35 protein-coding genes are annotated in these 26693 nt (G+C 69.1%); 9 read left to right on the forward strand and 26 right to left on the reverse strand.

What is annotated here, in order from left to right; translation table 11 throughout:
• Nucleotides 1–152: 152 nt before the first annotated feature.
• From CMS_RS17260 to CMS_RS15755, 7 genes are all read left to right on the forward strand, one after another.
• On the forward strand, nt 153–629 hold the full coding sequence (locus tag CMS_RS17260; protein ID WP_041465145.1) for a hypothetical protein: 477 nt from the start codon (nt 153–155) through the stop codon (nt 627–629).
• Nucleotides 626–865 (forward strand): hypothetical protein, encoded by a 240-nt coding sequence (locus CMS_RS15730; RefSeq protein WP_012300349.1) that lies wholly within the window; start codon nt 626–628, stop codon nt 863–865. Before CMS_RS17260 ends, CMS_RS15730 begins: the two co-directional genes overlap by 4 nt.
• Before the next feature lie 17 nt (nt 866–882).
• Nucleotides 883–1218: a hypothetical protein gene (locus CMS_RS15735; protein WP_106408719.1), complete on the forward strand. Its 336-nt coding sequence runs from the start codon at nt 883–885 to the stop codon at nt 1216–1218.
• The gene (locus CMS_RS15740) at nt 1215–1466 is read left to right on the forward strand and encodes a hypothetical protein (RefSeq protein ID WP_012300351.1); all 252 of its coding nucleotides are present in this window, start codon (nt 1215–1217) and stop codon (nt 1464–1466) included. The genes CMS_RS15735 and CMS_RS15740 overlap by 4 nt, the downstream gene beginning before the upstream one ends.
• A complete protein-coding gene (locus CMS_RS15745; protein WP_012300352.1) occupies nt 1463–1927 on the forward strand; it encodes a hypothetical protein in 465 nt (154 codons plus the stop codon). Before CMS_RS15740 ends, CMS_RS15745 begins: the two co-directional genes overlap by 4 nt.
• Nucleotides 1924–2682 carry a hypothetical protein gene (locus CMS_RS15750; protein ID WP_012300353.1) on the forward strand — a complete coding sequence of 253 codons (759 nt, stop codon included), beginning with the start codon at nt 1924–1926 and terminating at the stop codon, nt 2680–2682. The genes CMS_RS15745 and CMS_RS15750 overlap by 4 nt, the downstream gene beginning before the upstream one ends.
• A 185-nt stretch (nt 2683–2867) precedes the next feature.
• Nucleotides 2868–3296 (forward strand): hypothetical protein, encoded by a 429-nt coding sequence (locus tag CMS_RS15755; protein ID WP_012300354.1) that lies wholly within the window; start codon nt 2868–2870, stop codon nt 3294–3296.
• 74 nt (nt 3297–3370) lie between these two features.
• On the opposite strand, the gene CMS_RS15760 is transcribed toward CMS_RS15755, so the two are convergent.
• The 19 genes from CMS_RS15760 to CMS_RS15850 form a co-directional block, all read right to left on the reverse strand.
• Nucleotides 3371–3550 (reverse strand): hypothetical protein, encoded by a 180-nt coding sequence (locus tag CMS_RS15760; protein WP_012300355.1) that lies wholly within the window; start codon nt 3548–3550, stop codon nt 3371–3373.
• Nucleotides 3547–3918, reverse strand: coding sequence for a hypothetical protein (locus CMS_RS15765; RefSeq protein WP_106408786.1), 372 nt, complete (start codon nt 3916–3918; stop codon nt 3547–3549). Before CMS_RS15765 ends, CMS_RS15760 begins: the two co-directional genes overlap by 4 nt.
• Nucleotides 3919–4066: 148 nt before the next feature.
• The gene (locus CMS_RS15770; protein ID WP_012300357.1) at nt 4067–5932 is read right to left on the reverse strand and encodes an ATP-binding protein; all 1866 of its coding nucleotides are present in this window, start codon (nt 5930–5932) and stop codon (nt 4067–4069) included.
• Nucleotides 5933–5971: 39 nt separating this feature from the next.
• Nucleotides 5972–6637: a hypothetical protein gene (locus tag CMS_RS15775; protein ID WP_012300358.1), complete on the reverse strand. Its 666-nt coding sequence runs from the start codon at nt 6635–6637 to the stop codon at nt 5972–5974.
• Entirely contained in the window at nt 6634–7254 is a 621-nt protein-coding gene (locus CMS_RS15780) for a hypothetical protein (protein WP_012300359.1), read from the reverse strand. Before CMS_RS15780 ends, CMS_RS15775 begins: the two co-directional genes overlap by 4 nt.
• A complete protein-coding gene (locus CMS_RS16945) occupies nt 7251–7691 on the reverse strand; it encodes a hypothetical protein (protein ID WP_012300360.1) in 441 nt (146 codons plus the stop codon). Before CMS_RS16945 ends, CMS_RS15780 begins: the two co-directional genes overlap by 4 nt.
• A 23-nt stretch (nt 7692–7714) precedes the next feature.
• A complete protein-coding gene (locus CMS_RS15790; RefSeq protein WP_407637332.1) occupies nt 7715–8032 on the reverse strand; it encodes a hypothetical protein in 318 nt (105 codons plus the stop codon).
• Between the two features lie 38 nt (nt 8033–8070).
• Nucleotides 8071–9783 carry a DNA cytosine methyltransferase gene (locus tag CMS_RS16350; RefSeq protein ID WP_049792024.1) on the reverse strand — a complete coding sequence of 571 codons (1713 nt, stop codon included), beginning with the start codon at nt 9781–9783 and terminating at the stop codon, nt 8071–8073.
• Nucleotides 9774–10103 (reverse strand): hypothetical protein, encoded by a 330-nt coding sequence (locus CMS_RS15800; RefSeq protein WP_012300363.1) that lies wholly within the window; start codon nt 10101–10103, stop codon nt 9774–9776. Before CMS_RS15800 ends, CMS_RS16350 begins: the two co-directional genes overlap by 10 nt.
• Nucleotides 10100–11128, reverse strand: a complete 1029-nt coding sequence (locus CMS_RS15805; RefSeq protein WP_012300364.1) for an FtsK/SpoIIIE domain-containing protein — start codon at nt 11126–11128, stop codon at nt 10100–10102. The genes CMS_RS15800 and CMS_RS15805 overlap by 4 nt, the downstream gene beginning before the upstream one ends.
• Before the next feature lie 38 nt (nt 11129–11166).
• A complete protein-coding gene (locus tag CMS_RS15810) occupies nt 11167–11712 on the reverse strand; it encodes a hypothetical protein (protein ID WP_012300365.1) in 546 nt (181 codons plus the stop codon).
• An 8-nt stretch (nt 11713–11720) separates the two neighbouring features.
• Entirely contained in the window at nt 11721–12134 is a 414-nt protein-coding gene (locus tag CMS_RS15815) for a DUF4326 domain-containing protein (protein WP_012300366.1), read from the reverse strand.
• Complete coding sequence (locus tag CMS_RS15820; RefSeq protein ID WP_133064124.1) at nt 12131–12493, reverse strand: cupredoxin domain-containing protein; 363 nt, start codon at nt 12491–12493, stop codon at nt 12131–12133. The genes CMS_RS15815 and CMS_RS15820 overlap by 4 nt, the downstream gene beginning before the upstream one ends.
• Before the next feature lie 62 nt (nt 12494–12555).
• Nucleotides 12556–13401, reverse strand: a complete 846-nt coding sequence (locus CMS_RS15825; protein ID WP_133064125.1) for a hypothetical protein — start codon at nt 13399–13401, stop codon at nt 12556–12558.
• A 37-nt stretch (nt 13402–13438) separates the two neighbouring features.
• Nucleotides 13439–13807, reverse strand: coding sequence for a hypothetical protein (locus tag CMS_RS15830; RefSeq protein WP_012300369.1), 369 nt, complete (start codon nt 13805–13807; stop codon nt 13439–13441).
• A 51-nt stretch (nt 13808–13858) separates the two neighbouring features.
• Nucleotides 13859–14311, reverse strand: coding sequence for a hypothetical protein (locus CMS_RS15835; protein ID WP_041465149.1), 453 nt, complete (start codon nt 14309–14311; stop codon nt 13859–13861).
• A 47-nt stretch (nt 14312–14358) separates the two neighbouring features.
• The gene (locus CMS_RS15840) at nt 14359–15240 is read right to left on the reverse strand and encodes an HNH endonuclease family protein (protein WP_012300371.1); all 882 of its coding nucleotides are present in this window, start codon (nt 15238–15240) and stop codon (nt 14359–14361) included.
• Nucleotides 15237–15560 carry a hypothetical protein gene (locus tag CMS_RS15845; protein WP_133064126.1) on the reverse strand — a complete coding sequence of 108 codons (324 nt, stop codon included), beginning with the start codon at nt 15558–15560 and terminating at the stop codon, nt 15237–15239. Before CMS_RS15845 ends, CMS_RS15840 begins: the two co-directional genes overlap by 4 nt.
• A gap of 86 nt (nt 15561–15646) precedes the next feature.
• Nucleotides 15647–16171, reverse strand: a complete 525-nt coding sequence (locus CMS_RS15850; protein WP_012300373.1) for a hypothetical protein — start codon at nt 16169–16171, stop codon at nt 15647–15649.
• Nucleotides 16172–16327: 156 nt separating this feature from the next.
• Here CMS_RS15850 and CMS_RS16950 point away from each other — a divergent pair, with 156 nt between their 5' ends.
• Nucleotides 16328–17290 (forward strand): IS481-like element IS1121 family transposase, encoded by a 963-nt coding sequence (locus tag CMS_RS16950; RefSeq protein WP_012296860.1) that lies wholly within the window; start codon nt 16328–16330, stop codon nt 17288–17290.
• 236 nt (nt 17291–17526) lie between these two features.
• Here CMS_RS16950 and CMS_RS16955 read toward each other — a convergent pair whose 3' ends face one another.
• A complete protein-coding gene (locus tag CMS_RS16955) occupies nt 17527–18471 on the reverse strand; it encodes a hypothetical protein (protein ID WP_012300374.1) in 945 nt (314 codons plus the stop codon).
• Between the two features lie 80 nt (nt 18472–18551).
• Between CMS_RS16955 and CMS_RS16960 the strand changes: the two genes are divergently transcribed.
• Complete coding sequence (locus CMS_RS16960) at nt 18552–19250, forward strand: DUF3800 domain-containing protein (RefSeq protein ID WP_158309462.1); 699 nt, start codon at nt 18552–18554, stop codon at nt 19248–19250.
• 301 nt (nt 19251–19551) lie between these two features.
• On the opposite strand, the gene CMS_RS16965 is transcribed toward CMS_RS16960, so the two are convergent.
• The 6 genes from CMS_RS16965 to CMS_RS15890 all read right to left on the reverse strand — a co-directional run bounded on the left by CMS_RS16965 (nt 19552) and on the right by CMS_RS15890 (nt 26648).
• Nucleotides 19552–20877, reverse strand: coding sequence for a hypothetical protein (locus tag CMS_RS16965; protein WP_012300376.1), 1326 nt, complete (start codon nt 20875–20877; stop codon nt 19552–19554).
• Between the two features lie 64 nt (nt 20878–20941).
• Nucleotides 20942–21571, reverse strand: coding sequence for a prepilin peptidase (locus CMS_RS15870; RefSeq protein ID WP_012300377.1), 630 nt, complete (start codon nt 21569–21571; stop codon nt 20942–20944).
• Nucleotides 21572–21584: 13 nt separating this feature from the next.
• A complete protein-coding gene (locus CMS_RS15875) occupies nt 21585–24635 on the reverse strand; it encodes a LysM peptidoglycan-binding domain-containing protein (RefSeq protein WP_012300378.1) in 3051 nt (1016 codons plus the stop codon).
• A gap of 13 nt (nt 24636–24648) precedes the next feature.
• Nucleotides 24649–25161, reverse strand: coding sequence for a hypothetical protein (locus CMS_RS15880; RefSeq protein WP_223842810.1), 513 nt, complete (start codon nt 25159–25161; stop codon nt 24649–24651).
• 483 nt (nt 25162–25644) lie between these two features.
• Nucleotides 25645–26295: a hypothetical protein gene (locus tag CMS_RS17425; RefSeq protein WP_012300380.1), complete on the reverse strand. Its 651-nt coding sequence runs from the start codon at nt 26293–26295 to the stop codon at nt 25645–25647.
• A gap of 17 nt (nt 26296–26312) precedes the next feature.
• On the reverse strand, nt 26313–26648 hold the full coding sequence (locus tag CMS_RS15890; RefSeq protein WP_158309463.1) for a hypothetical protein: 336 nt from the start codon (nt 26646–26648) through the stop codon (nt 26313–26315).
• Between the last annotated feature and the right edge of the window lie 45 nt (nt 26649–26693).

A 26693-nucleotide genomic window follows, 5' to 3' on the forward strand; every position in this document is an offset into this window, starting at 1 on the left:
CTCGCCCCTTCGGTGGCGTTCGGGTACTTCGCGCACAAGGCCCAGAAGGAGATCCGGGCGATCGAGGACGGCAGCAGCCCCGTCGCTCCGCGCACCGGGACACCTCGCGAGCGTGCGGAAGGCCGTCGCCCGGAGGGTCAGGCGGCAGAGCGATGACCACCACCTCCCACATCGAGGCAGTCACCCGCCTCGCTCAGGACATCGTCACCGCGTCCTGGCCCAGCGGAGACACCTTCGGGTTCCCCGACTCCGTCATCGCCGACAGGCTCGCGCGGCATCTCGTCGCCGCCGGGTACTCCAAGCCGATCTCACCCGAGCCCCTGGGCGGACCCACTGACCCGGTGGAGGAGAGCAGCGTGCCTCATCAGCGCGCCGCCCGTGCCGCCTTCGAGCGGCTGTTCGACCCGATGGCGTGGGGTCCCGGATCCGAGGAGTTCGACGACATCAGGACGGTCCTCGCCTACCTCTCCGCCCCCGCACCGCTCGCCGCCGAGACACCCACACGGCCTGCGCTGCCCACGATCAACCGCAGAGAGGCGCGCGCCATGCTCGCCCCGTCCCGCACGAACCTGCGAGCGCGCGCCTCTGGGGAGGCCAAGCTCCGCCTCATCGGTGGGGTGCAGTCGTGAGCCGCTCGGCCAACCACATGGGGCCCGCCCTTCGGGCGATCATGGCCGACCACGATCGCGGCCCGCAGTACGCCCTCGTGGAGTGCATCGGAGACGACTTCACCTGCCCCGACAAGGAGCGGGTCGAGCAGAGCGCCACGATGACCGACGAGCAGATCATCGCCGTGCTCAACGAGCGTGGCTGGTCCGTCGGCCCGACCCTCTGCCCGACCCACCGAGAGAAAGAGACCCGATGAACGATCACACGGAGCCGGTGCTCCCGATCAACCCGACCGACGACGACATCCGCGAATGGCTCATGGAACGAGCCGACAACCTCCACCGTTGGGACGTTGTCCGCGCCGCGCACCAGGCGGGCGTCACCGCGGAGCGCGCACGAGCCGCCGCCGAGATGACCGTGGAGTGGGGCGTGCAGTACGAGGGCGCGTATGGAGACGAGGCCGGGCGAATCATCGAGCGAATCATGGGCATGGGAGACGAGGGGAAGCGTCTCGCCGATCAGTGGTTGAAGCGAGGGGGCGTTGTCTCCGATCCCGGAGATCACATCGTCCGCCGCGTCGCCGCTGGCCCGTGGGAGGCGCAGGGATGACCCCCCAGCAGCGTCCGTCGAAGCTCTACATGGTGTCGTACCGCGAAGTCGTGGTGTGCACGGTGTTGGTCGATGCTTCCTCCAAGAAGGAGGCCATCGCTCTCGTCCGTGACGGCGAGGGCGACAAGGTCGGCTTCGACGTCGACGACACCGTGCAGCGCACCCGCTTCGAGGCGCGGCTCGACGCCACGGAGCAGTCGGAAGCCCTCGTGACGCTCCGCGATGTCAGAGAGGGGGCCGGCTCGTGAGCGGCTATGCCCGTCTCCTCGATCGCCTCGCGTACGCCCGGGGTGAGCTGGCTCTCGCCGAGCAGGATGTCGAGAGGGCGAACGGTGCGCGCGAGCGCGCCCGCACCTACCGTGGCGGGCTGCTCAGCTACGGCGGCTCCGGTTCGCAAGCTGCGCATCGCCAAGTGCAGGGCGAGCTCGACAGGCTCCTCCGCGACGCCAAGGAGGCCCACGACCGCATGGAGCACTGGGGCTTCGAGGTGCGCCGGCTTGAGAACATGCTGGCCAAGCAGGAGCGCCCGCGCCTCACCCGCGACGACGTCCTCGGCGCCACCCACATCCGCACCCGCCTCGGCTGGCACGAAGTCGTGAGCGTGAACAGCACGACCGTCTCCGTCGCCACCGGCCACCCCTGGAACGACAGGTACCCCTTCGAGAAGATCCTCCAGACCGCGAAGCTCGAACAGAGGACGACCACATGAGCACCCCGCCCATCGACCCCGATCTCATCACGCAGCTCCGCGGCCGCGGCGAACCCGCCATCGTCGGCGCCACCAACGCCGCGCTCATGCACCAGGCCGCCGACGCCCTCCAAGCCGTCCACGACGAACGCACCAGGCCCATCGCCGGGCACGCCGACGTCGAGGAGGCCCTCCAGCGGCTCACCAACGCCGCCCACCGGAACACCGGCTACTACGTCCTCGACGTCGTCGCCGACGCCAAGACCATCCGACACGCCCTCACCTCGGCGCCCGCACCCGACGCCGACGTCGACGCGCTCGCAGCCATGCACGCCCGCGCCGACGCCGCCGACCAGGCACGAGCGGCGCACGACGCCGATCACACCGGAGCACTCGGGCCCTACCGCGCCCTCGTCGACGCGGTCGCCGCATCCCAGGACGACGTCCGGCCGCTCCTCGCCCTCGTCGACGCGCTCCGCGCTGACCTCGCCAATCTCCCCACACCGGCCGACGCCCGCGCCCTGAGCCAGGTGCTCCGGAGCTGGGCCGAAGACCACTACATCTCCCCCTGGGCGCACACCCGCCTGGCCGGACTCCTCACCGCCCTCGAACAGCAGAGCACCACCTCCACGGCAGCTCTCGTCGACGTCGCCGATGACGCGCACGAGGACGGCGACGACGAAGACGGTGACGACGAGCGGTTCTGCGGCGTCTGCGCTGCCGGCACGACCAGCCCCGAACACCTCAACAGCCCCTGCGGAGCAGACGACCGATGAGCACCCGCCCGGCACCCCCACGCCCACCGACCACCGCAGCGCCACCGCTGCCCGCTGGGCCCCAGGCCGCCACCGGCTAGCCTGGTTCACGGCACCCGGCTCACTGGTGTAGATCTGACAGTTTCGCCTCCCGAGCCGGGTGCCGTCCTCGTCCCCCCGCCCCGCACCTTCACCATGAGGACCCCATGACCACCGACCGCCTCACCGAACTCCGCGACCTCATCACGGCCACCGCCGCCGACATCGACACCCGCCGCAGCCAGCAGCGAGATCTCCTCCCCGCACTCCGCGCCACCCCCACACCGGCCACGGCGCTCGCCGAGGCCCTTGGGATCTCGCGGGCGGCGTTCTACAAGAACGGCTACAACGCGATCCAGCCGCTGCCTGGCGTCGTCGGAGATGCAGGCCCGGAGGAGCTGCTCGAGCGCCTCCGCAAGCTCACCGCCGAGCGTGTGGAGCTCGAGGCCACGATGACCGCCCTCCTCACCGAACGCAACGCGCTCATCGAGGCTGCGCTGGCAGCCGAAGACGGCCCGACGTGGGCCGAGATCCGCGAGCGAGCAGGAATCAGCGAACCCCGAATCTCTCACCTGAACCGGCGCACCTCCGCATAACGAGGATGACCCCAGCCTCTACAGGCTGGGGTCCTCGTCGTTGACGTCTCGCCGGGCGGGTATGCCGCCCGAAATCACTTCTCGGTCAGCTTCGCCGTGGTCGTGGGCTCACGTCGAGCGAACGTCACGGTGACGAACTTGCCGGACTTGGTGGCGCGGGCGGTCACTCCGCGCTTTTCGAGCCGCTTGGCCATCTTCGCCTGGACGGAACGTGCATGCTGCACGGCCTGATCGGTGTCCTTGTTCGTGCTCATCGGTTCTTCCTTCCCCAACGGCCTTCGCGCTTCGGCGGCTCCGCGTCCTCGCGCGCGTTGCGAGCATCTACGGCCGCCGATAGGGCGAAGCCTATTCGCTCATCATCCTCCGAGAGCCAGGGCATGTCACTCAGAGCATCCATCATTGCCAGCCCGATCTCACGTTCGGCCGCGCTGTCGCTCACGGCCTTCTCGATTGCCCAGGACCAGCGGGTCCAGCTCTGCTCGCGAGCGGCGAAGGCGCGCGTCACGCCCCTGGTCGAGATCCCATCGGCGATCGTAACGATGACGGCCACCAGCCCCACCACGCCCGCGATGACAGCCGCCCAGAACGTGGCCACGGCGCCGGGGTCCCAGCCGTCCATCATCGTGGCACCCGGCCCGAGCGGCTCGGAGCACCTACGGTCGTTCGTCGTGCGCGATCTCCGAAGCTGCGAATGGGTGCCATGGTCCCCATTCTGAGACCATCCGCAGACACCGCCCAACAAGTCAGCGCCTTGGCCAGCCGCCGCACCATCAGGGCAGGAACAGCACGTCGCTGGCGACGATCTGACCCGGCTCGGGGTAGTCGATGAGCCCGAGCGTGCGGAGAGCGCCGAGGTTGTTCCCGTAGCCACTGCTCTTGGGGGACACCCCTGCTTCGGCCGCCAGCGCCTCGCGGGCGATGGGGTGGGGGTGCGCGGTGATCAGGGCCTCGAGGATCCGCCAGTGTGCGGGCTTGGTGAGCTTCTGGATCTGCTGCTGCAGGAACGGGGTCTGTTCGCGGAGGGTCGGTGCGGTGCGGAGGTCGTCGAGTGCGGTCGGTGAGGTGTGGGCGCGTCCTGTCTCGGTGAGAGCGACGTAGCCGCCGGCGGGGTAGGCGATGTGGCCGGCGGTGCGGAGGGCGCCGAGGTTGTTGCCGTAGCCGCTGGAGCGCGGCGAGACGCCGGCGAAGAAGGCGAGCTGTGCTCGGGGGACGTTGTGGAGCCCTACGGCCTCGAGGACCGCGAGCGCGTCGAGCAGCCTCCGGTGCGCCGGCGTCAGGCCCTTCTCGTCCCCGGAGGGCTCCGCCGGCGCGTGGTCAGGCTCTGGGGCCGGGCGAGGAGCTGGTGCGGGCGAGATGGCCGCGGAGGGGCTGTCCGGGCGCCCGAGGGCCCCCGGCCGCGGGCCGCTGACGTCCGCGAGCGCGCCGGCGACCTGCTCGGCGGCCGCCTCGACGTCGGTTCGGACGCGGGTGCCCTGTTCGAGGAGGTCAGTGATCGTCTGCTCGAGGTGGGTCTCGTGGGAGCGAAGCCGCGCGACCGCCTCCTCGAGGGCGGTGCGGGCCTCGTCGAGGCGCCCCTGGGCCAGCTCGTCAACGACAGCCGGCAGGGGCGCAGGCGCGGGCGCGGGCGCGTCGACGGTGGCCCGTCTGGCGGCGGCGAGCGCCTGCTCGAGGTCGCGGACCTGCTTGGTGAGCTCGCGGGGGTCGGTGGCCTTCGCGCGTTCAACGGTCGCCGCGATCCGGGTACTGATGGCGTCCAGGTCGACCGCGGCGAGGGTCGTGGGGACGCGCGAGGCTGCGCCGCGCGTGCGGGTGGGTGAGGAATCGAAGGTGCGGGTGCCGCGGACCTGCACCTGCTTGAGGATCTTCTTCTCCGGGATCCACCACCAGCACTCGCCGTTCTCTAACGCGGGGAGGGAGGGGGCGATCTTCTCCCAGTCGTCGGCGGTTCCCTGCCCACGGACCCACTCGCGGATGGCGTCGCGGTCCTGTGGGGCGGTCACGCGCATGGCCACGAGCGCGTCGACTTGGGTGAGGACGTCCTTGTTGAGCGTCGCGGCGCGCTGGGACGCCATGGTGACTCCGATGCCCCGGTTCCGGCCGCGGCGGACGAGGTTCTCCATCGTCGCCAACAGGGGCGCGTCCTGGCCGCGGGGACGCTGCGGGGCGAAGAGGTCGGCCTCATCGATGATGACGTGCACGAGGGTGCGGTTACGGCGGTAGAGCCGGTCGAAGAACGCTGCGGCGAAGGCGCGCTCCTGCGTGCGGGAGTTGAACTCCGAGATGTCCAGGATCATCGATAGGCCGTCGTCGACGACGAGGTCCGCCATCAGCGCGCCCGCGGTGGATTCCAGAGGTGCATCGCCGTGCGCGCCGCCGAACACCGGGATCGGCAGCCCCTCTCGGTGCCCGTCGGCGCTCGAGCGCAGGCCCCAGAACACGCCCATCGGGTCCAGGATCACCGTCTGCACGTGCGCCTTGTGGAGCTCTTCGGCGAGGACCCGCGTTGCGTACGTCTTCCCGGCGCCACGCTTGCCGAGGAGCGCGATGCTCGCGCCGGCGACGTAGTCGGCGTCCAGGTGCAGGTCGTCGGCGAGGTGCAGGTCGTTCTTGGCCGCGGGGCGCGTCGGCGGGCTCACGGGGTCTCCTTCGGTCGGCGCTCGCCGGGGCGGCGCTGGTTACAGGCTATGGACCGCGTCGCGGATGACGACGCGGGACCCGGGCTGGGCGCGGCGCATGCCGGCGGCGCAGTAGCGGTCGGCGAGGTCGTTGGTGACGGCCGTGGCGATCACCGTGCTGGACGTGAAGCGTGGGTCGCGGAGCATGGCGGCGAGGAGCTGGGTGCCCGTTCCAGGGGTGTCGTCGGGCGAGCGGACGAGGTCATGCAGGACGACGACGGGGCCGGCGGCCGACAGGTCGCGGAGGGCGGGCTTGTAGAGCGGGTCGGCGGCCAGGGGGAAGGCGCTGACGATCAAGGCCACGAGGAGCAGCAGGAGGACGCCGATCAGGCAGGAGAGAAAGACGGTGGTGATGAAGGGCGGCAGGATCAGCGCGGCCGCCAGGACGAGGACAGTGAAGAGGATCAGCGTGGTCACGGCCATGCCGAGGGCTCGGCCCCACCTCCGCGCTCGACGGCGGGTCATGACGACGCTGGATGCGCGGCCGGCGGTGTAGACGTCGCCGTCGGCGATCCAGATGGCGTAGGTCACCTGCGAGGTCAGCCAGTAGAGCGGCATGAGCCACCCCACGCGCGAGGACTTGCGCTGGAAGAGCGCGCGGGCGTGCGCCCACGCCAGCGGGTACGCGTCGGCGGGCCGAGCTTGCCGGTATGGGAGAGCAGTCATGCGATGAGCCTCCATGGAGTGATCGTCTTGATGGTGCGGCAGGGCCAGAGGGAATCCTGGTAGAGCTCCTGGCCGCGCCTCTCCAACGCGCCGCACTCGGCGCAGACCTCGAGGGTGTAGAGCTCGGGAAGGGGCACGCCTGCCGTCCAGTACGGGTCGGCCTCGAAGTACCGGTGAGCGTCGTCCTCGGTGGGATGACTGGTCTCGCCGTCGTCGTAGGAGTACCGAGTCTGGGGGTGATGCACGGCGAGGACCCCGGCGATGGCGTCCCGGGCGCCACGGGCGTAGAGCTCGCGGCGGGCCCCGGCCGCCTCCTCGGTGGGCCGAGCTGAGGCATCGGCGCCCCGCGCGATGGCGAGCAGCTCGTCATCGACGGGCGGGTCCGCCGCGAAGTCTGCGACGGCATTCGCGCGCTCGAGCGCGGCCTGCGCCTGCTGCAGGTTCGCCAGCAGCGCCGGCACCCGCTTCCCGAGCTGCTTCCACTGCTCCTCGGCCGCGATCCGCAGCGAGATGTCCAGCGGCTCCTCCTGAGCTCGGCTGGTGGCGCTGTGGACGTCGTCGAGCTGGGCGCGCACGGCGGCGAGGTCGATGGGGGATGTCGGGAAGTGCTTGGTCATGAGTCCACCGGGCCCCCGGGTGTCGGCTCGTCGGTGTCCGGCGAGTCCGCACGAGCCACCACGACCTCGTTCTCGGTGACCTGCATGACGGCGATGGCGGCAACCACACCCGTGATGCCCAGCGCGCAGGCGGCGACCTCCGGGTTTACGAACCCGAACGAGAAGCGCGCCATGTGGACAACCAGCGGGGCGAGGAGAGTGAATCCAAGGGCCACGATAATCAGACGATTCAGCTGCCGCTTTCTCTTAGCCGACACTCCTTTCACCGGCTTCCAGACACGTCCGAGGCCGTCCTGCCTGGCAAAACGCGCCTGCCAGAGCTGGCCGTCTGCGGACTCGTAAATTGATTTCGGTAGGACCAGGTCGGCGCCCGGCAGGTCCAGATCGGGGCGCAGGCCACCGTAGACGAAACGCCCTTCGGGAGTATGCGTGGACATATTTTCACCTTTCTGAGAGTGATTTACGATGACGATTCGCGAGCTTCGAGGATGTTGGGGAATTGGGAGAGGGGCCATCCGATGCGGACGCCTTCGGTGTCGAAGTCGTAGGTCTTGCCGATCTCGATGGCGGCGTAGGTGTCTGCTGAGCGCAGGTGCCCGGTGACGATGGAGTCGCTGACGCGGAGGACGCCGCACGACGTGTAGACCCGTGAGTCTGTGGCTCCCCGGTACCCGGAGACGCGGTCTTTCCCCGTGACGGTGCAGTGCGTCTGGCTCTGCGTGTCCAGGTGGGGGCCGAAAAGCACGGCCCCGAGAACGATGAGCCCCAGGAGCCCCATCACGCTGATGCCACCCTGCCGTGCGGTACTTCGGCCCATCAGGCCACCTCCAAGCTGTCCATGCTGATCGGGCCGACGTCGACGCCGAGGGACTCGGCGACGGCCGCGATGAGGTCCCGTGCGGCCGGTGGAGTGACGGCGTTCCCGGCGAGGCGGACCTGCTCGCGCTTGGTGCCGAGGAGGAGGTACTCGGCAGTGAACGCCATGCCGCGCTTGATCTCCTCGGGGGTGAGCATGCGGAACTCGCAGTCGTCAACGTCGACCGAGATCCGCGCGCCCGGCTGCAGGAGCGACTGGGTGCCGCTGGCGGTCTGCGTGCGCATCGGCTCGTGGACCGGGGTGGACATCTGGCTGCTGTCTCCGCGGGCGGTGTTGTTCCGCATCACGAGCGCGTGGTGGTTCCCGCCGGCGGCGACGGTGTCGATGGGCTGCTGGGCCGGCTTGGTGACGCCGTGGTTCCGCAGCGGGACGACGAGTGCCTGGGAGACGGTGCCGGCGACGACGGTCTTCAACGCCTCAGCGGTCGACGCCGCGGTGCCGTGGGTGCGCAGCGGGACGACGAGGCCGGTCTCGTTGCGGGTGGACTGCGTGCGCAGCGGCCCGGACACCGGCGCCGCGTGCTTCCCGTCCCGGCCCTCGACCGGGACCAGGAGCGACGCGTTCACCGTGGAGGCGACCAGGGTGGGCAGCGGGTCCTCGACGGGCCGTGAGCGGCGCTCGTCGGCGCCGTAGAGGTGGTTCACGACGAGCGCCTTGGACGCGGTGGTGTGCAGGGTCTTGAGGACGTCGGTGCTCGGCCAGGCGCGCACGTACCCGTCGGGGTTGCTGTGCTGGCGGTGCTTGGGGTCGGTGGAGTCGTAGGCGTTGCCGGCAGCCTCGACCACGACGGGCGCCCAGTGCTTCTCGATGCCGCGGCGGATCCGCTCGCGCGTCTTCGGCGCGAGCGGGCGGAGGCGATCGCCGATGCGCTGGCCAGGGATGGACCAGTCGATGATTGAGGACGCCGGCAGCCACCCCGGCTCGAGCACACGACCGCGGCAGGAGACCTTGGGGCACTGGTAGACGTACTGCGCCCGGTAGCGGCCCCACCGCTCGCGCTTCTTGAAGACCTGCTCGGCGCGGACGATGCCGTGCTCAGGGCAGAACGCCCGCGGCCGCGTCCACTTCGCCAGATCGGGACGCCGGTTCCCGCGGCGCCAGAACACGACGTACATCCGGTCCCGTGACTGTGGCGCCGGCGCACCGAGCGCTTGGGCGTGCATCGAGTTGAGCCACACGGTCTCGTGGTCGTAGCCGAGGAGCTCCATCGACATCAGCCAGGCCGGGAACTGAATCCACTTCGCCGCGTCGACGACGTTCTCCACGATCACCGCCTCGTACCGGTGGTACTCGGCGAACCGCGGGATGTCCCACATGGTGGCCCGGGACCGCTCGGCTGCCTCGGATGGCAGCGGGCGGTCGTCGTAGAGGTCGAACTCCCCCTGCGTGCTCCCCCGCTTGATGCCCGCGGCCTGCGAGTGCGAGGTGCACTCGGGGGATCCCCACAGGATCTTCGTGCGCGGGTAGCGGCGCGGGTCGACCTGGGACAGGTCCGCGATGTCGTGGTCGGTGTCGGGGTGGTTCGTGTTGTGGGTCTCGATCGCGAGCTTCCAGTGGTTCGCCGCCATCCGCACACGCACACCCGGGACCTGCAGGGCGCCAGACGAGGATCCGCCGGCACCGCAGAACAGGTCCGTCAGCGTCAGGTCCACGACGAGTCCTGTCCCGCATCAGGTTCGTCGTCGACGAGCGCCTGGCCCAGACGACGCATCTCAGCGTCCTCGAGGATGAGGCGGATGGTGCCGAGCGCGGACGCGTTCGCGCCGGCGTCGAGGTTCGCGCCATCGACCGCGGTCCGGATCTCGGAGAGCGCCCGCCGCGTCATGCCCGCTTCCCTCTCGGCGCGCACCGTCCGTCGGTACGCGCGCTCCGCGGCCGCGCTGCAGTCGTGCCCCTCGAGGAGGTCCGCTGCGGCCCGCTCCCATGCCTCGAGGCGGCTCTCCGCCTCGCCGTCGCTGGCGGGCTGGCTCACTGGTCCTGCTCCGAGTCGACCGGCCGGTCGAACCCGAAGAGCTTCGGGTCAGCGCCCGGATTGAGGACCTCGCCCCACATCATCTGAGATCCCTCCTCGTCCTTCTGCCCCAGGACGAGCAGATGCGAGGGAGAGCCCTTGGGTAGCTCCTTGAGGTCGGGACGCATGCTCACCACGGAGCGGACACACTCGAGGGCCCAGCCTCCCCGGAGGCTCTCCTGGAGCGTCGCGTCCGCGGCGTCGACCCCGAACAGCTGCGCCGGCGCCGGCGCCCCCGCTCCCCTCGACACGAGAGCCCGGTCGGGCGCGCTGACACTCCTCTCGGCGAAGCGGGCATCGCCCCACAGCATCAGGGATCCCTGCTCGGTCGGGTCGCCCAGGACGATCAGATGCGCGAGGTTGTCGCGCATGCCACCGGTGACCAGCTCCGCGTCCGGCCGCGGTGCCCTGATGAGGACGTGGATGCCCGCGGAGCGCCCGAGCGAGATCAGCTCGTGGAGCTGCTCGAGCGACGTGGCGCCGGCGTCGCGCTTGATCCACGGGAAGTCGTTGACGATGACCACGAGCGGTCGAAGCGCATCAGCGCCGTCCGCGTCGCCCTTGACCTGTCCGAAGCGGCCGTAGAGCGTGTCGGTCAGCTTGTCGAGCATTGCGGAGATCTCCTCCGGGGAGGACGCGATCTTGCACTCGGGGATGCCACGATACGGCGCGAACTCAACGCCCTTCGGGTCGATGAGGAAGATGTCGAGGCTGTGCACGACCGCGCCCACGATCAGGGAACCGACGAGGGATCCACCCCCCAGTCCGGTCGGGGTGATGGCGAGCACATGAGCGGCGGTCGAGGTTCGGCCGAGTTCCCACCCGATGGCGTTGCCGCTGGCGTCGACGCCGTAGTACAGGCACGGAGATGCCGGGTCTCCGAACTTGTCCCCGTAGAGACTGATTCCCGGGTGCTCGATGACCGTCGGCAGGATGTCGTTGCCGGTGCAGGGCTGCTTCTTCGAGTTCTTGCTGAACCAGTTCATGGTGTGTCCCTTCGTTGAAGTGATGTGGAGCTAGGTGGCTAGAGGCCGTCGAGCGTGATGGCGCCTGTATCGAATGCAGATACCTCCGCGGCCAGGAGATTGGCTTGGTACAGGTAGATAGCGGGGCCGTCAGCCCGGGTGGCGAGAATGTGGATTCCGACTCCGGCGCCCTGGCGGACGATCTCGCCGATGAGGCCCAACACGTGTGCCTTGCAGGTATCGGAATGCATGTCCCGAACCCAGCTCATGTCGATGACCACGTACCAGGGGCGCAGCGGACCCAGCGCGGAACCCGCCCATTCCTCAATGCGGAGCCGAACGGCGTGCCGGCGGCTCAGCTCGTCGCGGACGGCTTCGAGGGCGGCCGGCCAGAGTCGCTCATCGGCGATGGTGCTGATGCCGCGACCCTCGACCGGGGCGAACGGGGCCAGGAACGTGAACTCACCCTCGGCCGCCCGCCGCTCACACCAGGCGCCGAGGGCCTCCCGCGTCGCGCTGTCGCCGTACGCCCCCTGCAGGACGCGGGCATGACCATCGCGCTCCGGCTCGAACTCGCTCAGCGGCCTCACGGCCGGCTCCAGCATCCGGGCCCTCATCTCGCGCCCGCCCAGATTTCGTCCACGGGCGTCCTCGCGATCTCGAGGAGCACGTCGGCGTGGCACGGCTGGTCGGCGCGGCACCAGCACGCGAGATCTCGGCCGACGAGACGCTCACGGACCTGCAGCTGCACGTGGAGCCGTCGACTGACCCACCGGCGGTAGAACTCGACCGCGGTCGCAGCGTCCGGGACCGGCACCATGGAGTCGTCGTCCGTGGCCTCGATCAGACCGACCCGCACGGTGTCGCCGATACGGAAGCCGTTGCCCCACTGCGACGGACGAGCCACCGACACGGCGCCCTCGGGCAGTCGCGCACCGCGTCGACGTGAGAGCTGCAGCCGGCGCGGCCCTACCGGAACCGAGGCGACCGCCGCACCCGAGTCCGCGCCGTCGATCTGGCCGCTCATGGGAGGCACACCTCCCAGACCTCCCGGGGGAACGCGACGACGGCCCCGTTGATCTGGAGCTTCCACGCGTCCGAGGTGCATCCGGCGAAGCGCCCGGTCACGAGCTCGTCCACCGGCCCCACCTTCGTGAACGTCCACCGCACGAGCTCGACATCGTCGTCGTGCGTCCGCAGGAACGCGTAGTCGTCCGGCAGACGCCCCTGGATGCGTGGTAGCCCACCCGGACGCCGCCCCCTGCGCTTCGCGCCCGCCCGCGCCCCGGGCGGGAGCTTCCGCTCCTTCTCGCGCTTGTCCTGCGCGTAGCAGGTCCTACAGAGCCCGAACGCGTTGTGCTCCACCGTCCCCGGGAACCGCTCCACGGACGCGCCCTGCGGACGCATCGACCGGCGGCAGCGCCCGCACGACCGACCTTCCTGCGCGCTCATGACCCGACCGGCTCTCGGCGGTCGCCGACCTCGTGGGCAATGGGGAGGGTCTGTGCGTGGAGGTTCTGCTCGCAGAGGGTGACGGTGAAGGGCTCGGAGGCGAGGACCGTGCGATGCGCGGGTGAGCCGGTGTCGGCGGTTGCGCGCTGGTCCTCGAGGGCGAGCAGCGTGTCAAGGTGGTGGGCGCACGCTTCGTTCGCCTGCCTCCGCTCATCCGAGGTTGGCGCGCATGCGACGCGGGCCCAGCGGGCGCGAGCGGCGTCCGCGTGCATCTGCTCGAGGTCGACGGCCGCTCGGCTCGAGACCGTGCCGGTGTCGTCCGCGACCGGCGCGACCGGCTCCAGATGGACGGCCGTCTGTACGCGGGTGAACTGGACCTCGTCCTTGTCCGTGCCCCAGTGCGTCGTCCACTCGCCCCCGTGCAGCGTCTGGGCGGCGAGGAGCTTCTGCACTCGAATCTCAGTCGCCTTCCGCCAGAACCCGCTCCACATCTGCGGCACAGGACCTCGGAATCTCACGGTCACCGCGAGGACCTGGTTCTCGTCGTGGCTGACAGCGACGAGGAAGGACGGGCCGGGAAGGCGCTCGAACGCCTTCCGTACGACGGAGTCCGCGCGGTGGCTGGCAGCGTCGACGTCGGTCAGATCGACGCCAAAGTAGTCGTCGCGCCCGTTGAAGGGTGACCAGCGTGCGTGCTCAGTCATGAGGTCGTACGCGATGGCCACGACGACCACGCCCAAGATGAGGACGGCGCCGGGGATCAGGACATCCCCGGGGACGAGGGCGGTTCCCTGGGTGAGGGGCAAGAGGTTCACGGTGGGGCCTTTCTGGATGCCCGTCATGCGGGCGGGACGGAGTGAGTGGTGGGCCCGTGACGGGTCAGGAGCCGGTGAGTCCGAGTTCGCGTGCGCGCTTGGAGCGCGGGTTCGGGCGGAGGCGCTGGATGGTGCGGCTGACGACCCGCTCGGGCAGGTCGAGCTGGTGGGCGATCTCGTCGGCGTGGATGCCGGCGAGTGCGAGGTCGTTGATCCTGATCAGCTGCTCGTCGCTGACCTCGCATGCGCGGGGCGTCTTGCCGCAGGTGACGTTGATGGCGTGCTGGACGAGCTGGGCGACGAGTTCGCGAGCCTCGATGTGGCGGTGCTCGGCGATCTTGACGAGGGCGGCGTAGGCGGGGAGGGGGAGGTGGATGGTCAGCGGGAGGGTGTCGGTCGCCAGAGCTGGCGCCGGGGTGTGGGTGGTGGTCACGGTGGCTTCCTGTGGGGCTCGGGCGCTCGAGGCGCGTGATGGGTGAGGGGGTCAGCTGGCGACAAGATCGCGGTCCGGGGACCATCGGTGGGCTCGTCCGTGGTCGAGGTACTCGCGGTTGAGGTCCGCGGCGTTGTCGGCGCGCCAGTGGGTGACGCCGGCGGTAGAGATGGCGGGGATGCGGAGATGGTTCCGTCGGCGCCAGATGGTGACGTCGCCGACGCCGAGGAGCTCGGCGATCTCCTTGTCGGAGCGCCGGAGGGCGTTGAGCCGGCGGATCTCCGCATCGAGGGTGGAGGCGACCTCCGCCGGGAGGCGTCCTCGCCGCTGGGAGAGGACGCGGTGGCCGGTGTAGATGCCCTGCGGTCGCGGCTGGGTGGCGGTGGGAGGGGGCGAGGCGGTGGTCATGGCGTCGAGGTCGGCGAGCACGTCGACGCAGTCGGGGCAGATGGGGCCGGCGGTGTGGAACTCGATTCCGCAGCGGCTGCAGCTGATCGTGAGCACGGGGTCCTCCTTGCAGGGGTCTGGGCGCGGCATAGCGCTGGTCGGCGCTATGAAGCCGGGGTCGTGGGTGTTGCGGGGCGGGGCGGGGTGCAGGCGTCGAGGACGTGGCGGATGGCGCTGCGGTCGTCGTCGTCGAGGGTGAGGTGGTACTGGCTGACGGTGTTGGTGAAGCGGGTGACGTACAGGCAGGCGGCGTGACTCTCAGCCGGTGGCAGCCAGCTGGCGGGACCGTCTTGGTCGGACTTGCCGGCGAGGCTGGATGCCTGGGTGGTCTGGAGGTTGGCGAAGTCGGTGGCGAACTTCTCGCGCTGCTCGGCGCTCCAGGTGTTCGCCCCGTGCTGCCAGGCCCAGCGGAGGGGGACGACCTCGTCGATCGCGGCGGGCGAAGTGCCTGTGGCGAGCTCCTCGGCGCGGTAGTAGCTGATGGGTCCGCTGTTGTCGGCGTAGCTGTCGTAGAACGTTCCGGTGGACACGACGCAGTTGTGCGTTCCGGGCGTGTAGCGGATGTCCGTGAGGTCGCGGGCGAGGACGTCGTTGCGCTGGTCGCAGCCGTTCTGGTCGGTGTCCGACCACCGGGGGCCGAACGCGTCCGGGGAGTACGCGTAGGAGGCTCCTGTGGCACCGGCGGGGATCGCGTCCAGGAGGGCCTTGACCGCGTCGGCGTTGATGGCTGGGTGGGGGGTGAGGGTGATCAGGCCGGCCGCCGCGAGGTCGTCCGTGACGGGGCCGAGCGACACGTACGCGCCGTTGCGGTTCCAGTCGAGCGACTCGAACGACACGTCGACCCGCTGATGGATCCATCGGTAGACGTCGACCGCCGGAGGAATGCCCGCCTGCACGGCCACGAAGAAGCCGACGGCCAGGACCGTGATCAGGAAGCCGACGCTCGCGAAGAGGGACTCGCCGGGCGCGGTCCGCTGGTCGCTCATCGTGCGCCCACCTGCGCCTGCTCGGCGGCCCATCGGGCGACCTCCGCCCACTCGGGGCGCGGAACCTGGAGGTGCTGCTCGGAGTTGTGGATCCGTGCGGCGCGCTCAGTCGTGTCCATCCGACCTTCGGCGGTACCGGTCCACGCGCACGGCTGGCAGCGGGGCGTCCAGAGCCCGTCGTCGTAGTCCACGACGGCCTCGCCTCCCGCGCCGTCGGGCGAGCAGGTGAACCGGGCCGCCCGGCAGTTCGGGCAGGCGAGCCCGCGCACGGTCTCGAGCACGTCGCCGTGCGCGAAGACGTGCCCGCATGCGCTGCACACGCACCTGGTCATCAACATCGGTCGTCCCTTCACCGCTCGCTACACCTACTGATAGTTACTCATACGACTTACACATATGGCAATAGTTACGCACAGCTCGGGTCGACTGCAGGAGCCCCCGGGCGTTCGTCGCGAAGCGGGGTGAGACCCAGGGCCTCGTCCAGGGAGGTGATCGGGGCGAGGTTTGACGGCCTCCCGAGGGTGACGTGCAGCGCACTGATCCGGGCCAGACGCTCGGACTCGGGACCTGGCGGGCAGCAGCCACCCGGCAACGACGAGAACGGCGGTGCCGCCCAGTAGGCCGCCCAGTTCTCGTCCGCGAACTCCGTCGGCGTAGGCAGGGGACGGTCGGGATCGAGGTTCGCGGGGATCTCGTCGATGAGCTCACAGAAGTCGACCGCGAACCGCTCCTGGGCTTCGGCGTCGAGCTTGCAGAGCTCGTTCAGCGTGTCGAGCCAGGCGACGGCGTCGAGGTACGCGACAGACGGGGCGGCGACCGGCGGCAGATCTGCGGTGATCTCCTCGGGCAGGGCCGGCGAGTACGGCCGGGTGCTCGCGACGCGCGACGGCCCGCTCTGGGGCACCTGGTGGAGCAGTTCACGGTGGTGCATGGCGACTCCCTCTCTCGGCGGCCCCGGTGGGGCCTCTACCTACGAGGGGTGGGCGCTAGCTGTACTCGGCCATGACGTTGGTGACACTTCGGGGCGTGTGAAGAGGCCTCCTGGCTTGATGGAGCTGTTCAGTTCAACCATCGCCAGGAGGCCTCGATGTCCCACGGTAATGCTCGTCTGACGGTTCACGGGAGGGTTCTCCTCGTGCGGCGGGTGGTGGAGGATCGTCGGCCGGTCGCGCACGTCGCGCGGGAGCTGGGGGTGTCGCGGCAGTGCGCGCATCGATGGGTGAACCGGTTCCGTGCCGAGGGGCTGCGAGGGCTGACGGATCGGTCATCGCGGCCCCGGTCAGTACCGAGGCGAACGAGCCCGGAGCGGGAACGGGCCGTGCTGGAAGCGCGGGCCCAGTTGCGGGCGGGTCCTGCGCGGCTGGCGCCGGTGACAGGTGTTCCATCCCGTACGATCTCCCGCATCCTGCGCCGGCACGGGGCGCCGCCGTTGGCATGGTTGGACCCCGTCACCGGGGCCGTGATCCGGGCATCCCGGTCAACGGCGCACCGGTATGAGCACGAGCATCCGGGTGATCTGATCCACGTGGACGTGAAGAAGCTCGGGAGGATCCCGGACGGAGGCGGCTGGCGGGTCCACGGGCGCAGCGAGCAGGTCCGCGGCCGCGGGATCGGGTTCGATTACGTCCATGCCGCGGTCGATGACCACACCCGTCTCGCCTACGCGGAGATCCATCCCGATGAGAAAGGCGCGACCGCGGCCGGGTTCCTGACCCGCGCAGCGGCGTACTTCGCCGGGCATGGGATCACCCGGATCGAGCGGGTCATCACGGACAACGCGTTCGCCTACCGGCACTCGACCGCGTTCAAGAACGCCGTCCAGGACCTGGGCGCGCGGCAGAAGTTCATCCGCCCGCACTGCCCCTGGCAGAACGGCAAGGTCGAGCGCTTCAACCGGACCCTCGCGACCGAGTGGGCCTACCGGCAACCCTTCACCAGCAACCAACACCGCGCCGACGCGCTTGACCCCTTCATCGAGCACTACAACACTGAACGGATCCACTCGAGCCACGGGCTCACGCCCGCGGCCCGAGTGTCACCAACGTCATGACCCAGTACAGCTAGAGCACCGAGTGGGTCAAATTCGCAGCCGACGTCGAAGAGCACAGCGCACGCCAGGAGGCTCCGACCCGCCAGCGCGGCTTGGCCGGCCCTGCCATCCGCGCAGCGCAGGTCGGTGCGCTCGCCGCATCGCTGGCGCGCCATGCGCAGGAAGACCTGGCCGGGCGGCTAGGGACCGCGGGTGAGACGAGCTCCAGCAGCACGTCATGCCCGCTTCGCGACACCCTAGCCCGTTGGCGCGTCCGCATTGGCTCGAGCCGCAAGAACCTGCCGGATTTGCTCGAGTATTCGGAAGTAGCGGGGCGCGGCCATGAAGAGGACTGCGCAGCCCGCTTCGCCGAATGCGGGCTCTCTATCGTCGTCAAAAACGCCGATGGGGTGGAGCCCATAGTTTCGGAGATCACGCAGATGGGCAGCCTGTGCGCGCAGGTCATTGAGCTGCTGAGCATTCCAGGCTCGTGTGCGCTGTATTGAGTCGGCGGTCCGCTCGATGACTTTTGCTGCATTGGTGCCCGACTTTACGAGGTCAGCCAGTTGCGCATCGTCAGCAATATATCCGCCAAGTTTGAACCAGGCCGCTTCGCTGGCAGCGGCCAGGAGATCAGTTGCCGCGATGAATAGTCCTTTGTGGAAGCATCGAATGGCTTCAGCGAGAACCTGAACGCCCCGGGGACCCAGAAGCTCGGGCAGCTCCTCGGGCAGGGTGACATTGGCGAGTGCGGATCGGTGCGCCGGAGACGCTGCGCTCTTCCACCTACCAGCCTGCGGGAATTGGGCGTAGTGGTGCTCGTAGTCGAACGATGTGGTTCCGCTCGAGTTCTGGACGTATACGGATCCGACTGCAGGAGCGTTTCCGTTTGCCTCGACGGGCAGCAGCGCCCCTTCGGCCACCAGTTGAGCAAAGACTTCACGGAGCGCGTAGTTGATTCGTTCCTGCTGCAGCAACGGGTCGGACTTATTGAGACCCAGAAGATGACCATGCGTGCCCTCGAAGTCAACGCGTCCGTCGTTTTTCCAAGTAAGACCATGAGCGCGAAGCATGTCGGCGCGGATTTGAACGAATGATGCGGAGTCAGCCTTGTCGAGATTACGCATGATGCATTCACGGGCCTCGAGTAGGTCCGTGGCAGTGGGCCGTACCGCTCTGGCGGCGATCTCCGAGTGCTCCATGATCGAAACCTAGCCCACGGCAGACAGGAGCGGGCGCCGAGGTTCGCGAACAGATGTGCGTGCGGTGCCATGATGAGCGGGTGCTGCTTGCCTACCTGGACGAGTCCTATACCGACGATCGTTACTACATCGTGGCCTTCATCATCGATGAGGCTGATCTCGGACTCCTCGAGGAGGCACGGGGCCGGATGGATGACTTCATCGCTGGCTTCGGGATCTCGCGCGGGACCGAGATGCACGCGCACTCGTTGATGACAGGTCGTGATGGGTTCGAGCCCGTATCGAAGGCCGTCCGTGCGCGCATTCGGATCATGCAGCAGTGGATGACGGAGCTGGCCGGCCTCCCGGCGGTGGTCGTCGTGCGGGGTGTCGATGTTCCTCGACTGAACGCCCGGTACAAGTACCCCGACCCGCCGCACCGAGTCGTGCTGCAGCACATTCTGGAGGACGTGAACGCGTACGCGCGGCAACGCGTGACGACGGTGCGCATCGTGGCCGATGAGGTGCCCGGCCAGGTGGCGCACGCCGAGGACATGGTCAGATACCAGATCGCGGGGACACCCGGGTACAAGAGCAGCACGCTGCAGGCAGTCGTCCCGCCGCTAGCCTTCGAGGATTCGGCCAGCATGCCGGGCTTACAGGCCGCGGATGGCATCGCCTACCTCTACCGCCGCCTCGACGCTCACACGGAGACAGATCCGCGCGTCGCGAAGTCGGTGCGCGCGCTCTGGCAGACGCTCGAGCCGGTCATCTACAAGGTCTGGCGCTGGGACCCCTAACGCACGAAAACCTCGCGCAAGGCGAGGTCTTCGGCAGACAACGTTCCGGATACCGGCCCGTCGTGTACACGATCATACTCACGCTTACTAGGTAGGCACTACCCCGATCGCAGGGCCCCCGAGCGTCGCTCACACACATCCAGACCGGCCGCTACGAGCGCTTGTTCCTGCTCCCCTGCGCGTCCGCGGGCCGCGCCGGCGCCCCGACCGCGACGCGAGAAGAGCACAACGGGATCCGCATCCACGGGGAAGATCCCGCCCCCCTCATGTACCAGGCGAGCGCTCGCCGCGACTCGCGCGCTCATCGAAGGTCGAGTTCGATCAGTTCATTCAGATTCCAGGTGACGCCCGTGGTGTTCAGCACCAGCTCCGTTTCCTGCACTCCTGACCTCTCTCCTGAGGAGATCTGCACGGTGGCGCGTCTTGGTGCGTACCGCTCCTCCTCGAGTGACGCTTGATTAACACAGGCTAGGAGAACGAATGTAGGCGTTGTGGTTGACTCTGAGGCGTGAAGCGCGCCTATTCGAAATGTGATCTGTCGTCCGCCAGGCGCGACTTCGACACCTTTTTGCATGAGCCCGAAGTCACTGGCCCTCAGCAACGACGCCTGGTGATGCATCATGGGCATGTTGGCAAAGGCATCACTTGGACTTGGTGGTGCGGGCCTGTCTGGCAGGTCGCCGTCTACGTCAATAGCCTCCTCAAATGCTCGCACGTCCCCCTCTACCTGAAGGCGAATCATCACGTCACTCATTGGATGACTTGTTGTATTCGTTACCCGCAGGCGTAGTTCACCTTGTCGTCGCTCGAGAGCAGAGTGAATAACATGATCTGGTAACGCCTGCCGTAGGTCGAATAGGTATTGCGTCCGAGCGTTCCTGTAATCCGATTCTGTCCTGCCGTCAATGCGGTTGTGCGCGGACAGCATGCCCGCACCACTTGTGGACGTTTTACGTTTGATTTTGAGTGCTTCACGCTCGCGGTCGATCACTTTGTCGATGAGGTCCGAGTCGACTTCGATTATCTGAATAGCGCCCTTGATGTTTGGCTCCACCTCGATTCCGCTGATGGCGGCGGGGCCGGCGGATCCGGCGAGGAGGCGGTGCTCAAGGGCTCTGAGGTCGGCGACATTCATGGGAGCCGATCGGGCCTGATGCCGCACGAACACCGTTCCTGCGTGATAGGAACCAGATTCTTTTACGAGCGGATGTAGGCGATCTCCATCAGATGGCGGCTCCACGGTGATGACCAAGGCGGTGGATCCGTCGATGCGGACCGTGTGACCTGTCCAGGTGGGGCCTTCTGGTCCCGTGTACCGCTGGACCCACGGCTCCAGGTCCGCCATGTCTGGGACTTCTAGGTCGTGCATGTGCCCCGGTTCTGCGCCGATGACCATGTACCCGCAGCCGTTGAAGTAGGCCTTCGCCAGCTCGACGGGTCGGTTGGACATGGCCAGGATGCACTTGGCGATGCTGAAGTGCGCTTCCTTCGTCTTGAGGTCGAGGTTCCCTTTCCACTCCACGTAGTGCTGCTCGTCGGCGTCGTGGGCGTCGAGTACGGCCTGCACGAGGTTGCGAAGGTGGGGTGACGATCGCAGTTGTTGCGTCGTGTCGATGTTCAGGGGCACGTCGCCATCGTCTCAGAGCACAGGCTCGGCGTCTGCGGGTGAAGCGGGGTGAGCGGTGGCGGGACTACACGGGGCCCGTGAACAGGAGCAGGATCCCGATCCCCGCGAGGGTGATGGCGGGTCCGTGAGCTCGGCCGCCGGTGCGTCCGAGCCCGGTGAAGTGCTCGACGATGCGCTGTATCGCGCCGATCGTGAACGCGATGGGCAGGAGGTAGATCGCTGCCCAGCCGGCGTAGATGGCGATCGAGAGGGCGAGTGCGCCGGCGTACTTGACGTCGCCGTAGCCCATCCATTTCGCGAGGCAGCAGCCGAGGTAGAGCAGGCTGGTGATGCCGGCGGCGCCGAGCGGTACGAGGGCTTGCGTGGCGTCGCCGGTCAGGATGCCTAGGCCGATCGCTTGGACCAGGCCGACGACGGCGAGAGGCCCGACGAGGCGGTTGGGGAGCCGCAGCGTGCGGACGTCGATGACGGCGAGGGTGCCGGCGAATGCGGCCACGATCACGACCAGCGTCACCGCGTGCGCCCGGTGGTCGGGGGTCGTGGCGTAGAGGGGCAGGATCCCGGCGCTGAGCGCGCCGGCGCCCACGAGGCTCCACCGGTTGACGCGGGGCGCTGCGGGGAGGGCCACGGTCGCGGTCGCGTCCTCGAGGGGCACGCGTGCGTCCTCGAGGGGCGCGTGTGCGTCCGTGGCCACTCCCCCAGCTCCTCTACTGCTGCCGGTCGCCGGCGGTGACGAGGTCCTGGGTCTCGTCGTCGAGCTCGTAGTCGGGATCCGTGCCGCTGACGCGCGCGTACATGGCGTCGACGATGCGCCGGAACTCGTCCGTGTCGCCGGTCTGCATCGCGGCGCGGAGCTCGGTACGCCACCCTGCCTCGTTCAGCGGGTCGACCGACTGCGCGACCCGCGCGGCGAAGCGGGCCTGGTCGCTGTCACGCTCATCCAGCGCACGCCGGCCGAGCTCGTCGGCGGCGTCCATGACGGCCGCGATCATCTCTTCGAGCGGGATCGAGATCCACTGCCACCAGCGGACGGTGTTGCATCCGCTGAACGGCTGCCCGCGGACGAGCTTGATAGCCCGGACCAGGTCCTCGTTCGACGTGCGGCTCAGGTCCGGTCCGATGAGGTCGCGGAAGTCGTCCCAGTCGCTGCGGATCGCGGGGTGCAGCGTGTAGCCCTGGTGGTTGACGTTCTCCGGCAGCAGGAGCTCCCCGGTCGGGGAGTGCCCGAGCGCGAGGCGCACCTTCTTCGCGAGCCCGCGCTGGTTGTTGGAGGCGTCCTTGGTGTCCGGCCAGAAGGCCATCTGCAGCTGACGGCCCTCGACTCGGCCGTTCAGCAGCAGGTACGCCATGAGCTCCACGCCGCGGCCGGGCATCGCGTCTTCGTCGGCTAGGTGCAGCGCGTCGACCGGGCCCAGCAGGCGCACGTACGGCGCCGGCCAGCTCGGCGACTCCTCTACGACCTCGTCCTCGGCCGCGGTGGTGTCCGCGGCCGCGGCCGCTGCGGGGAGCTCCTCGTCCGGAGCCTCGGCCACCGCCTGCGTCGGTGCCTCGTCCTGGTCATGGAGCACGACGTCCACGGCGTCCGGGGCGTCCGCGGGCACCTCGGTGGGAGCGTCGGCCACGACGTCGACGTGCGCCTCCTCCGTCGACGCGTCCGCGAGCACGGTGGCCGTGGCCGGGATCTCGTCGACGCGAGCGGGAGCGGGGACGGACTCGTGCTGGGTGGTGTCGAACAGCTGCTGGATCAGGCGCAGCTCCTCGCCGTCTAGGAGCTGCGGGGCGAACGGGAGCGGCGGCATTGCGCCGCCGGCCGAGACCAGCTGCGCGCTCGTCCGGGAGCTGAGCTCGATGGTGGATCCGCGGGCGACGGTCGCCCCGTTGGACACGGTCGCGACGCCCAGGCGCGGGATCCGGTCGACGAGCTCCGCGAGCTCGGTCTGCTTCTCCTCCGAGGGCACCTCCGCGAGGATCACGATGTGCGGCGCCCACGACTCCGCCTCGGTCGCGTGCACGCGGCCTGCGTGGACACCACCGATGCCGTAGGACGCGAGCGCGTGCTCGCGCTCCTGCAGGTCGTGGCGGATGTTCCGCACAAGCGCGTCGACGTCGTCGACGTGCTGCACCCGGAACCGGTTGAGGTCGCGGGCGAGCCCGTGCGGCATCCCCACGAGGGTGACCTGGATCTGGTCGGACCACGGGTTCTCGGCGAGCTCCACCGCCATGGCGTTCAACAGGCCGCGCGCGGTGGCGTCGTCGCCGGTGATGTTCAGGGATCCGATCTGCTCGAGATCGAGCATGAGGACGCCGTCGCGCTCGTCGACGCCGATCGTGATCAGGGCCGGGTACGGCGACACGGAATCCCTGCTGGGCGTCAGCGCCGTCCCCGGGGTGATGACCCACGCGGTTCCGTCCGGGTGCGCCTTCACGAACGGGGCCGGGAGCTCCGCGGGACCGGTGAGGTACAGCGCGATCTCCGACTTCTCCAGGCGCAGGGCGAACAGCTCCGGCAACGCGCTGCCGGTGTCCTCAGCCCAGATCTGCAGACCACGCAGCGCGTTGTCGATGTCGGTGATCCCGAGCGGGTCCTCCACCATCCGCAGCTCTAGCTCGAGTTCGCTCGCCGGCTTCTGCGGCATCGCGATCCGAGTCCCCGGCTGACGCTTCCGACGCTGCATCTGGCGCCGACGACCCAACGCGGCCAGCAACGCCGCGGCCAGCAACGCGCCGATGCCGCCCGCTGTCGTGAGCGGAATGCTCAGGTCGACGTCGTCCGAAGCGGTGGCGCCGGCGCTCGCCGCAGCATCGACGGGCGGTGCGGGCGCGGCGGCGGCTGGTGCCGGCGCGGCGGACGGCGCCGCGGCAGGCGCCTCGGTCTCGGTCTGGGTGGACGGCGCCGCGTCCTGGACGGTGGCGCCGCCGCCCCCAGCGCCTCCGGCGAGGTCGGAGGGGGCTCCGACGTCGGCGGTGGACGAGGACGACGTCGACGCGGCCGCGCCGCTGGTGCTGCCGGCGTCCGGTGCGGGCGCGGCAGCCGGCTCAGGCGTCGGGGCGGGCTGGGGCGCGGCGACGCCCGGGATGACGAGCTGCCAGCCCGGGAGGATGCGGTCGGGGTTGCTGAGGTGGGCGCCGCCGGGCTGGGTGATGCCGGCGGAGGCCTTGTAGATGTCGACGTCGCGGGCGCCGTCGCCGTAGTAGTGCTCGGCGAGGTCCCAGAGCGTGTCGCCGTGCACGACCGTGTGCTGGACGTCGACGGTGGCCGGCGCCGCGGCGACCGGTGCCGGAGACGCCGCTGCGGGCGCTGCGGCCGTCGCGGTGGCGGGCGCCGTGACGGTGGCGGGCGCCTGCGGGGCGCTCGCGGTCGTGCGGGCCATGTCGCTGTGGGCGGGGGCTGCTGAAGCAGCCTGGACACCGCCGGAGCTGGCGAACATAACGAGGACGGCGGCGATCATCGTGGCCGCGAGCTGCTGCTGGCCCTTGAACGCCCAGGAGCGCTTGGTGGTGGTGCGGCCGGCGATGGATGCCGCGATCTCGAACAGCATCGGGATCGCGAACAGGGCCCACGCGACCCAGCCGACGAGGGGCAGGATCCGGGTGAGCAGGATGACGTTGCCGTAGTCCGGGGTCAGCGTGACGATGCTGTGCAGCTGGTCGGGCGTGGGGATCGGGTTGCCGGCCGCCATCAGCAGAACGGCGGGCACTCCCCCGATGATCGCGACGAGCGCGATCAACGAGCCGAGTCCGGTGAGGATCTTGCGCATCAGAGGTGCCTCTCTAGCCGAAGGGGTTGACGGTGTTGGTGTTCACGGACTGCAGCTCGCCGACGCGGACGATGGCGCTGCTCGAGGTGTCTCGGACGGCGATCTGTCCACTGGTGCCGCCACCGGTCCAGGTGACGGTCCAGTGACTGGTCGCGGTGATCGTGAACTCGCCGCTACCGGAGGTCTTCTGGAAGCGGAAGCCGCACGTCGGGGAGTCCTGCGCGAGCTGGTCCTTCATGGCGGCGAGGTTGAAAGGGGTGCCGGCGCCGCAGGTGACGCTCTGACCGTCGCCGCTCTTCCACGTCACGGAGGACACCTTCGCGGTCGCGGTGACCGTGGTCCCTCCGAGCGTGCCCGTCTCCGTGTAGGGCCCGTAGCTGAGCGGGGCGGGGTTGTTGACCCAGAGCCACACCGGGATCCCGACCCACGTGCGCCGGTAGGGCGCCGTGTTCGGCGGGTCGTCGCTGTGGACCTTGCTCTCGGGCGCCATGCCGATGTCGATGCCGCGGAGCTGGAACGTCTTCACGAGCGCGGCCGCGGCCTGCGCCGGGGTGTACTGGACGACGCCGGCCGGGGGGGGTATCCGACCAGAACGTGGCACCGAAGCACCCCTCACCGAGGTCCGGGGGGCAGTACGGCGTGCACTTGTACCAGGCCCCGACGGCGGCCGACTTGCCCGACGGCGGCGTCGTCTGAGGATCGGCGACCTTGATGTAGCCGGTGCAGCTCCCGGTGCTGCTGTACGCCCCGTCACCGGTCGAGCACGGCACCTCGGTGTCGCCGAACTTGCACGTCTGCGGCCCAGGCGTGAACCCGATCGGAGAGCCTTGATCACCGCCACCACCCGCCCCTGGAGTTGGCGCAGGATCACCCGTCCCGGGAATCGTAACGTCGCAACGAGACGTGACGAGACCGATACTGCACGTATTCGCGGATGCCGATAAAGGAGCCGCGTAGAACGAGATGAGAACTATGACCGCAAGGCCCGCCATAGCTCGAAGCACGCGACCTAGCACTGTGGCGCTCCTGCCTGGCCGCTGATGTTCGAGGTCTCGTAGACCTTCCACGACTTTTCGGCCGGGATGTATCGCACGTTGGCCTGGACGGGAGCGACCTTCTGGTCGGAAACGGGCGCAGGCGAGCCATCCGCATTCGAAGCGGATTGGTTCGAGATGTCAAGGCAGCCCTTCAGGTAGACGACGCCGTTCGCAATGGGCGCGCCTCCTGCGGGTGTTAGCTCGCCGAACGTCGTCGTCGAAGCATCAGACGTCCATATCGGTGCACCCGTGACCGTGCCCTTCTTCTCCGCCAGCTGCGCCGCCACGCTCTTGACCTGCATCAGCACTGTTCCAGTCGCGAACGGATCGATCCGGTTCGGGTCAGCTCCGGCGTCGGCCTGGATCTCGTACTGCACGGCCACGAAGTCCTTGACCGTGCGGTCCGCGGCGACGTAAGCATCCTCGCTACTCGCCGGCGGATCCGTCTGGCCGGGGCCGCTCAGAGGCTGGTACGCGGTCGGCGTCGGGGACGGAGCGGGTGAGGGCTCCGCGACCGCACTAGTCGCGGGACTCCCGCCGCCCCCCGACGTGCATCCGGTGAGGAGGACGACGGCGGTGAGCGCCACCGCGACGAGCGGTGCGTGCTTGCGAGTGATGATCATGTCTGCGTCCTTCTGGTTCAGTTGCCGTCGACGAGTCGAGCGGATGCGGAAGCGTGAACGGGCATGGGCCCGATCCCGATCAAGCTCAGGATCTTGGGCACGTACTTCATTTCCACGGTGACGACGACCTGGTTGTTCTCGATGTGCGCGTCGCCCGTCGCGCCCGCAGCTGCGATGTAGTTGTCCGCGGCCCGGACCGCGGCCGCCGAGCTCAGCGTGAACGCGTCACCGTTCACCGCGTTGCCGGTCGCCGCGTTCGTACCGGCACGGGCAGCTCCCTGAGCAACGGTCAGGGACTGCTCCACGGTCCGCGTCTTCCCGTCCCCATCTACGACGACGCCCGCGATGATCATGAGGGCGACGGCCAGGATCGTCATCAAGGGGATGAACTTCATCGC

This window comes from Clavibacter sepedonicus (genome assembly GCF_000069225.1).
Classification (GTDB): Bacteria; Actinomycetota; Actinomycetes; order Actinomycetales; family Microbacteriaceae; genus Clavibacter; species Clavibacter sepedonicus.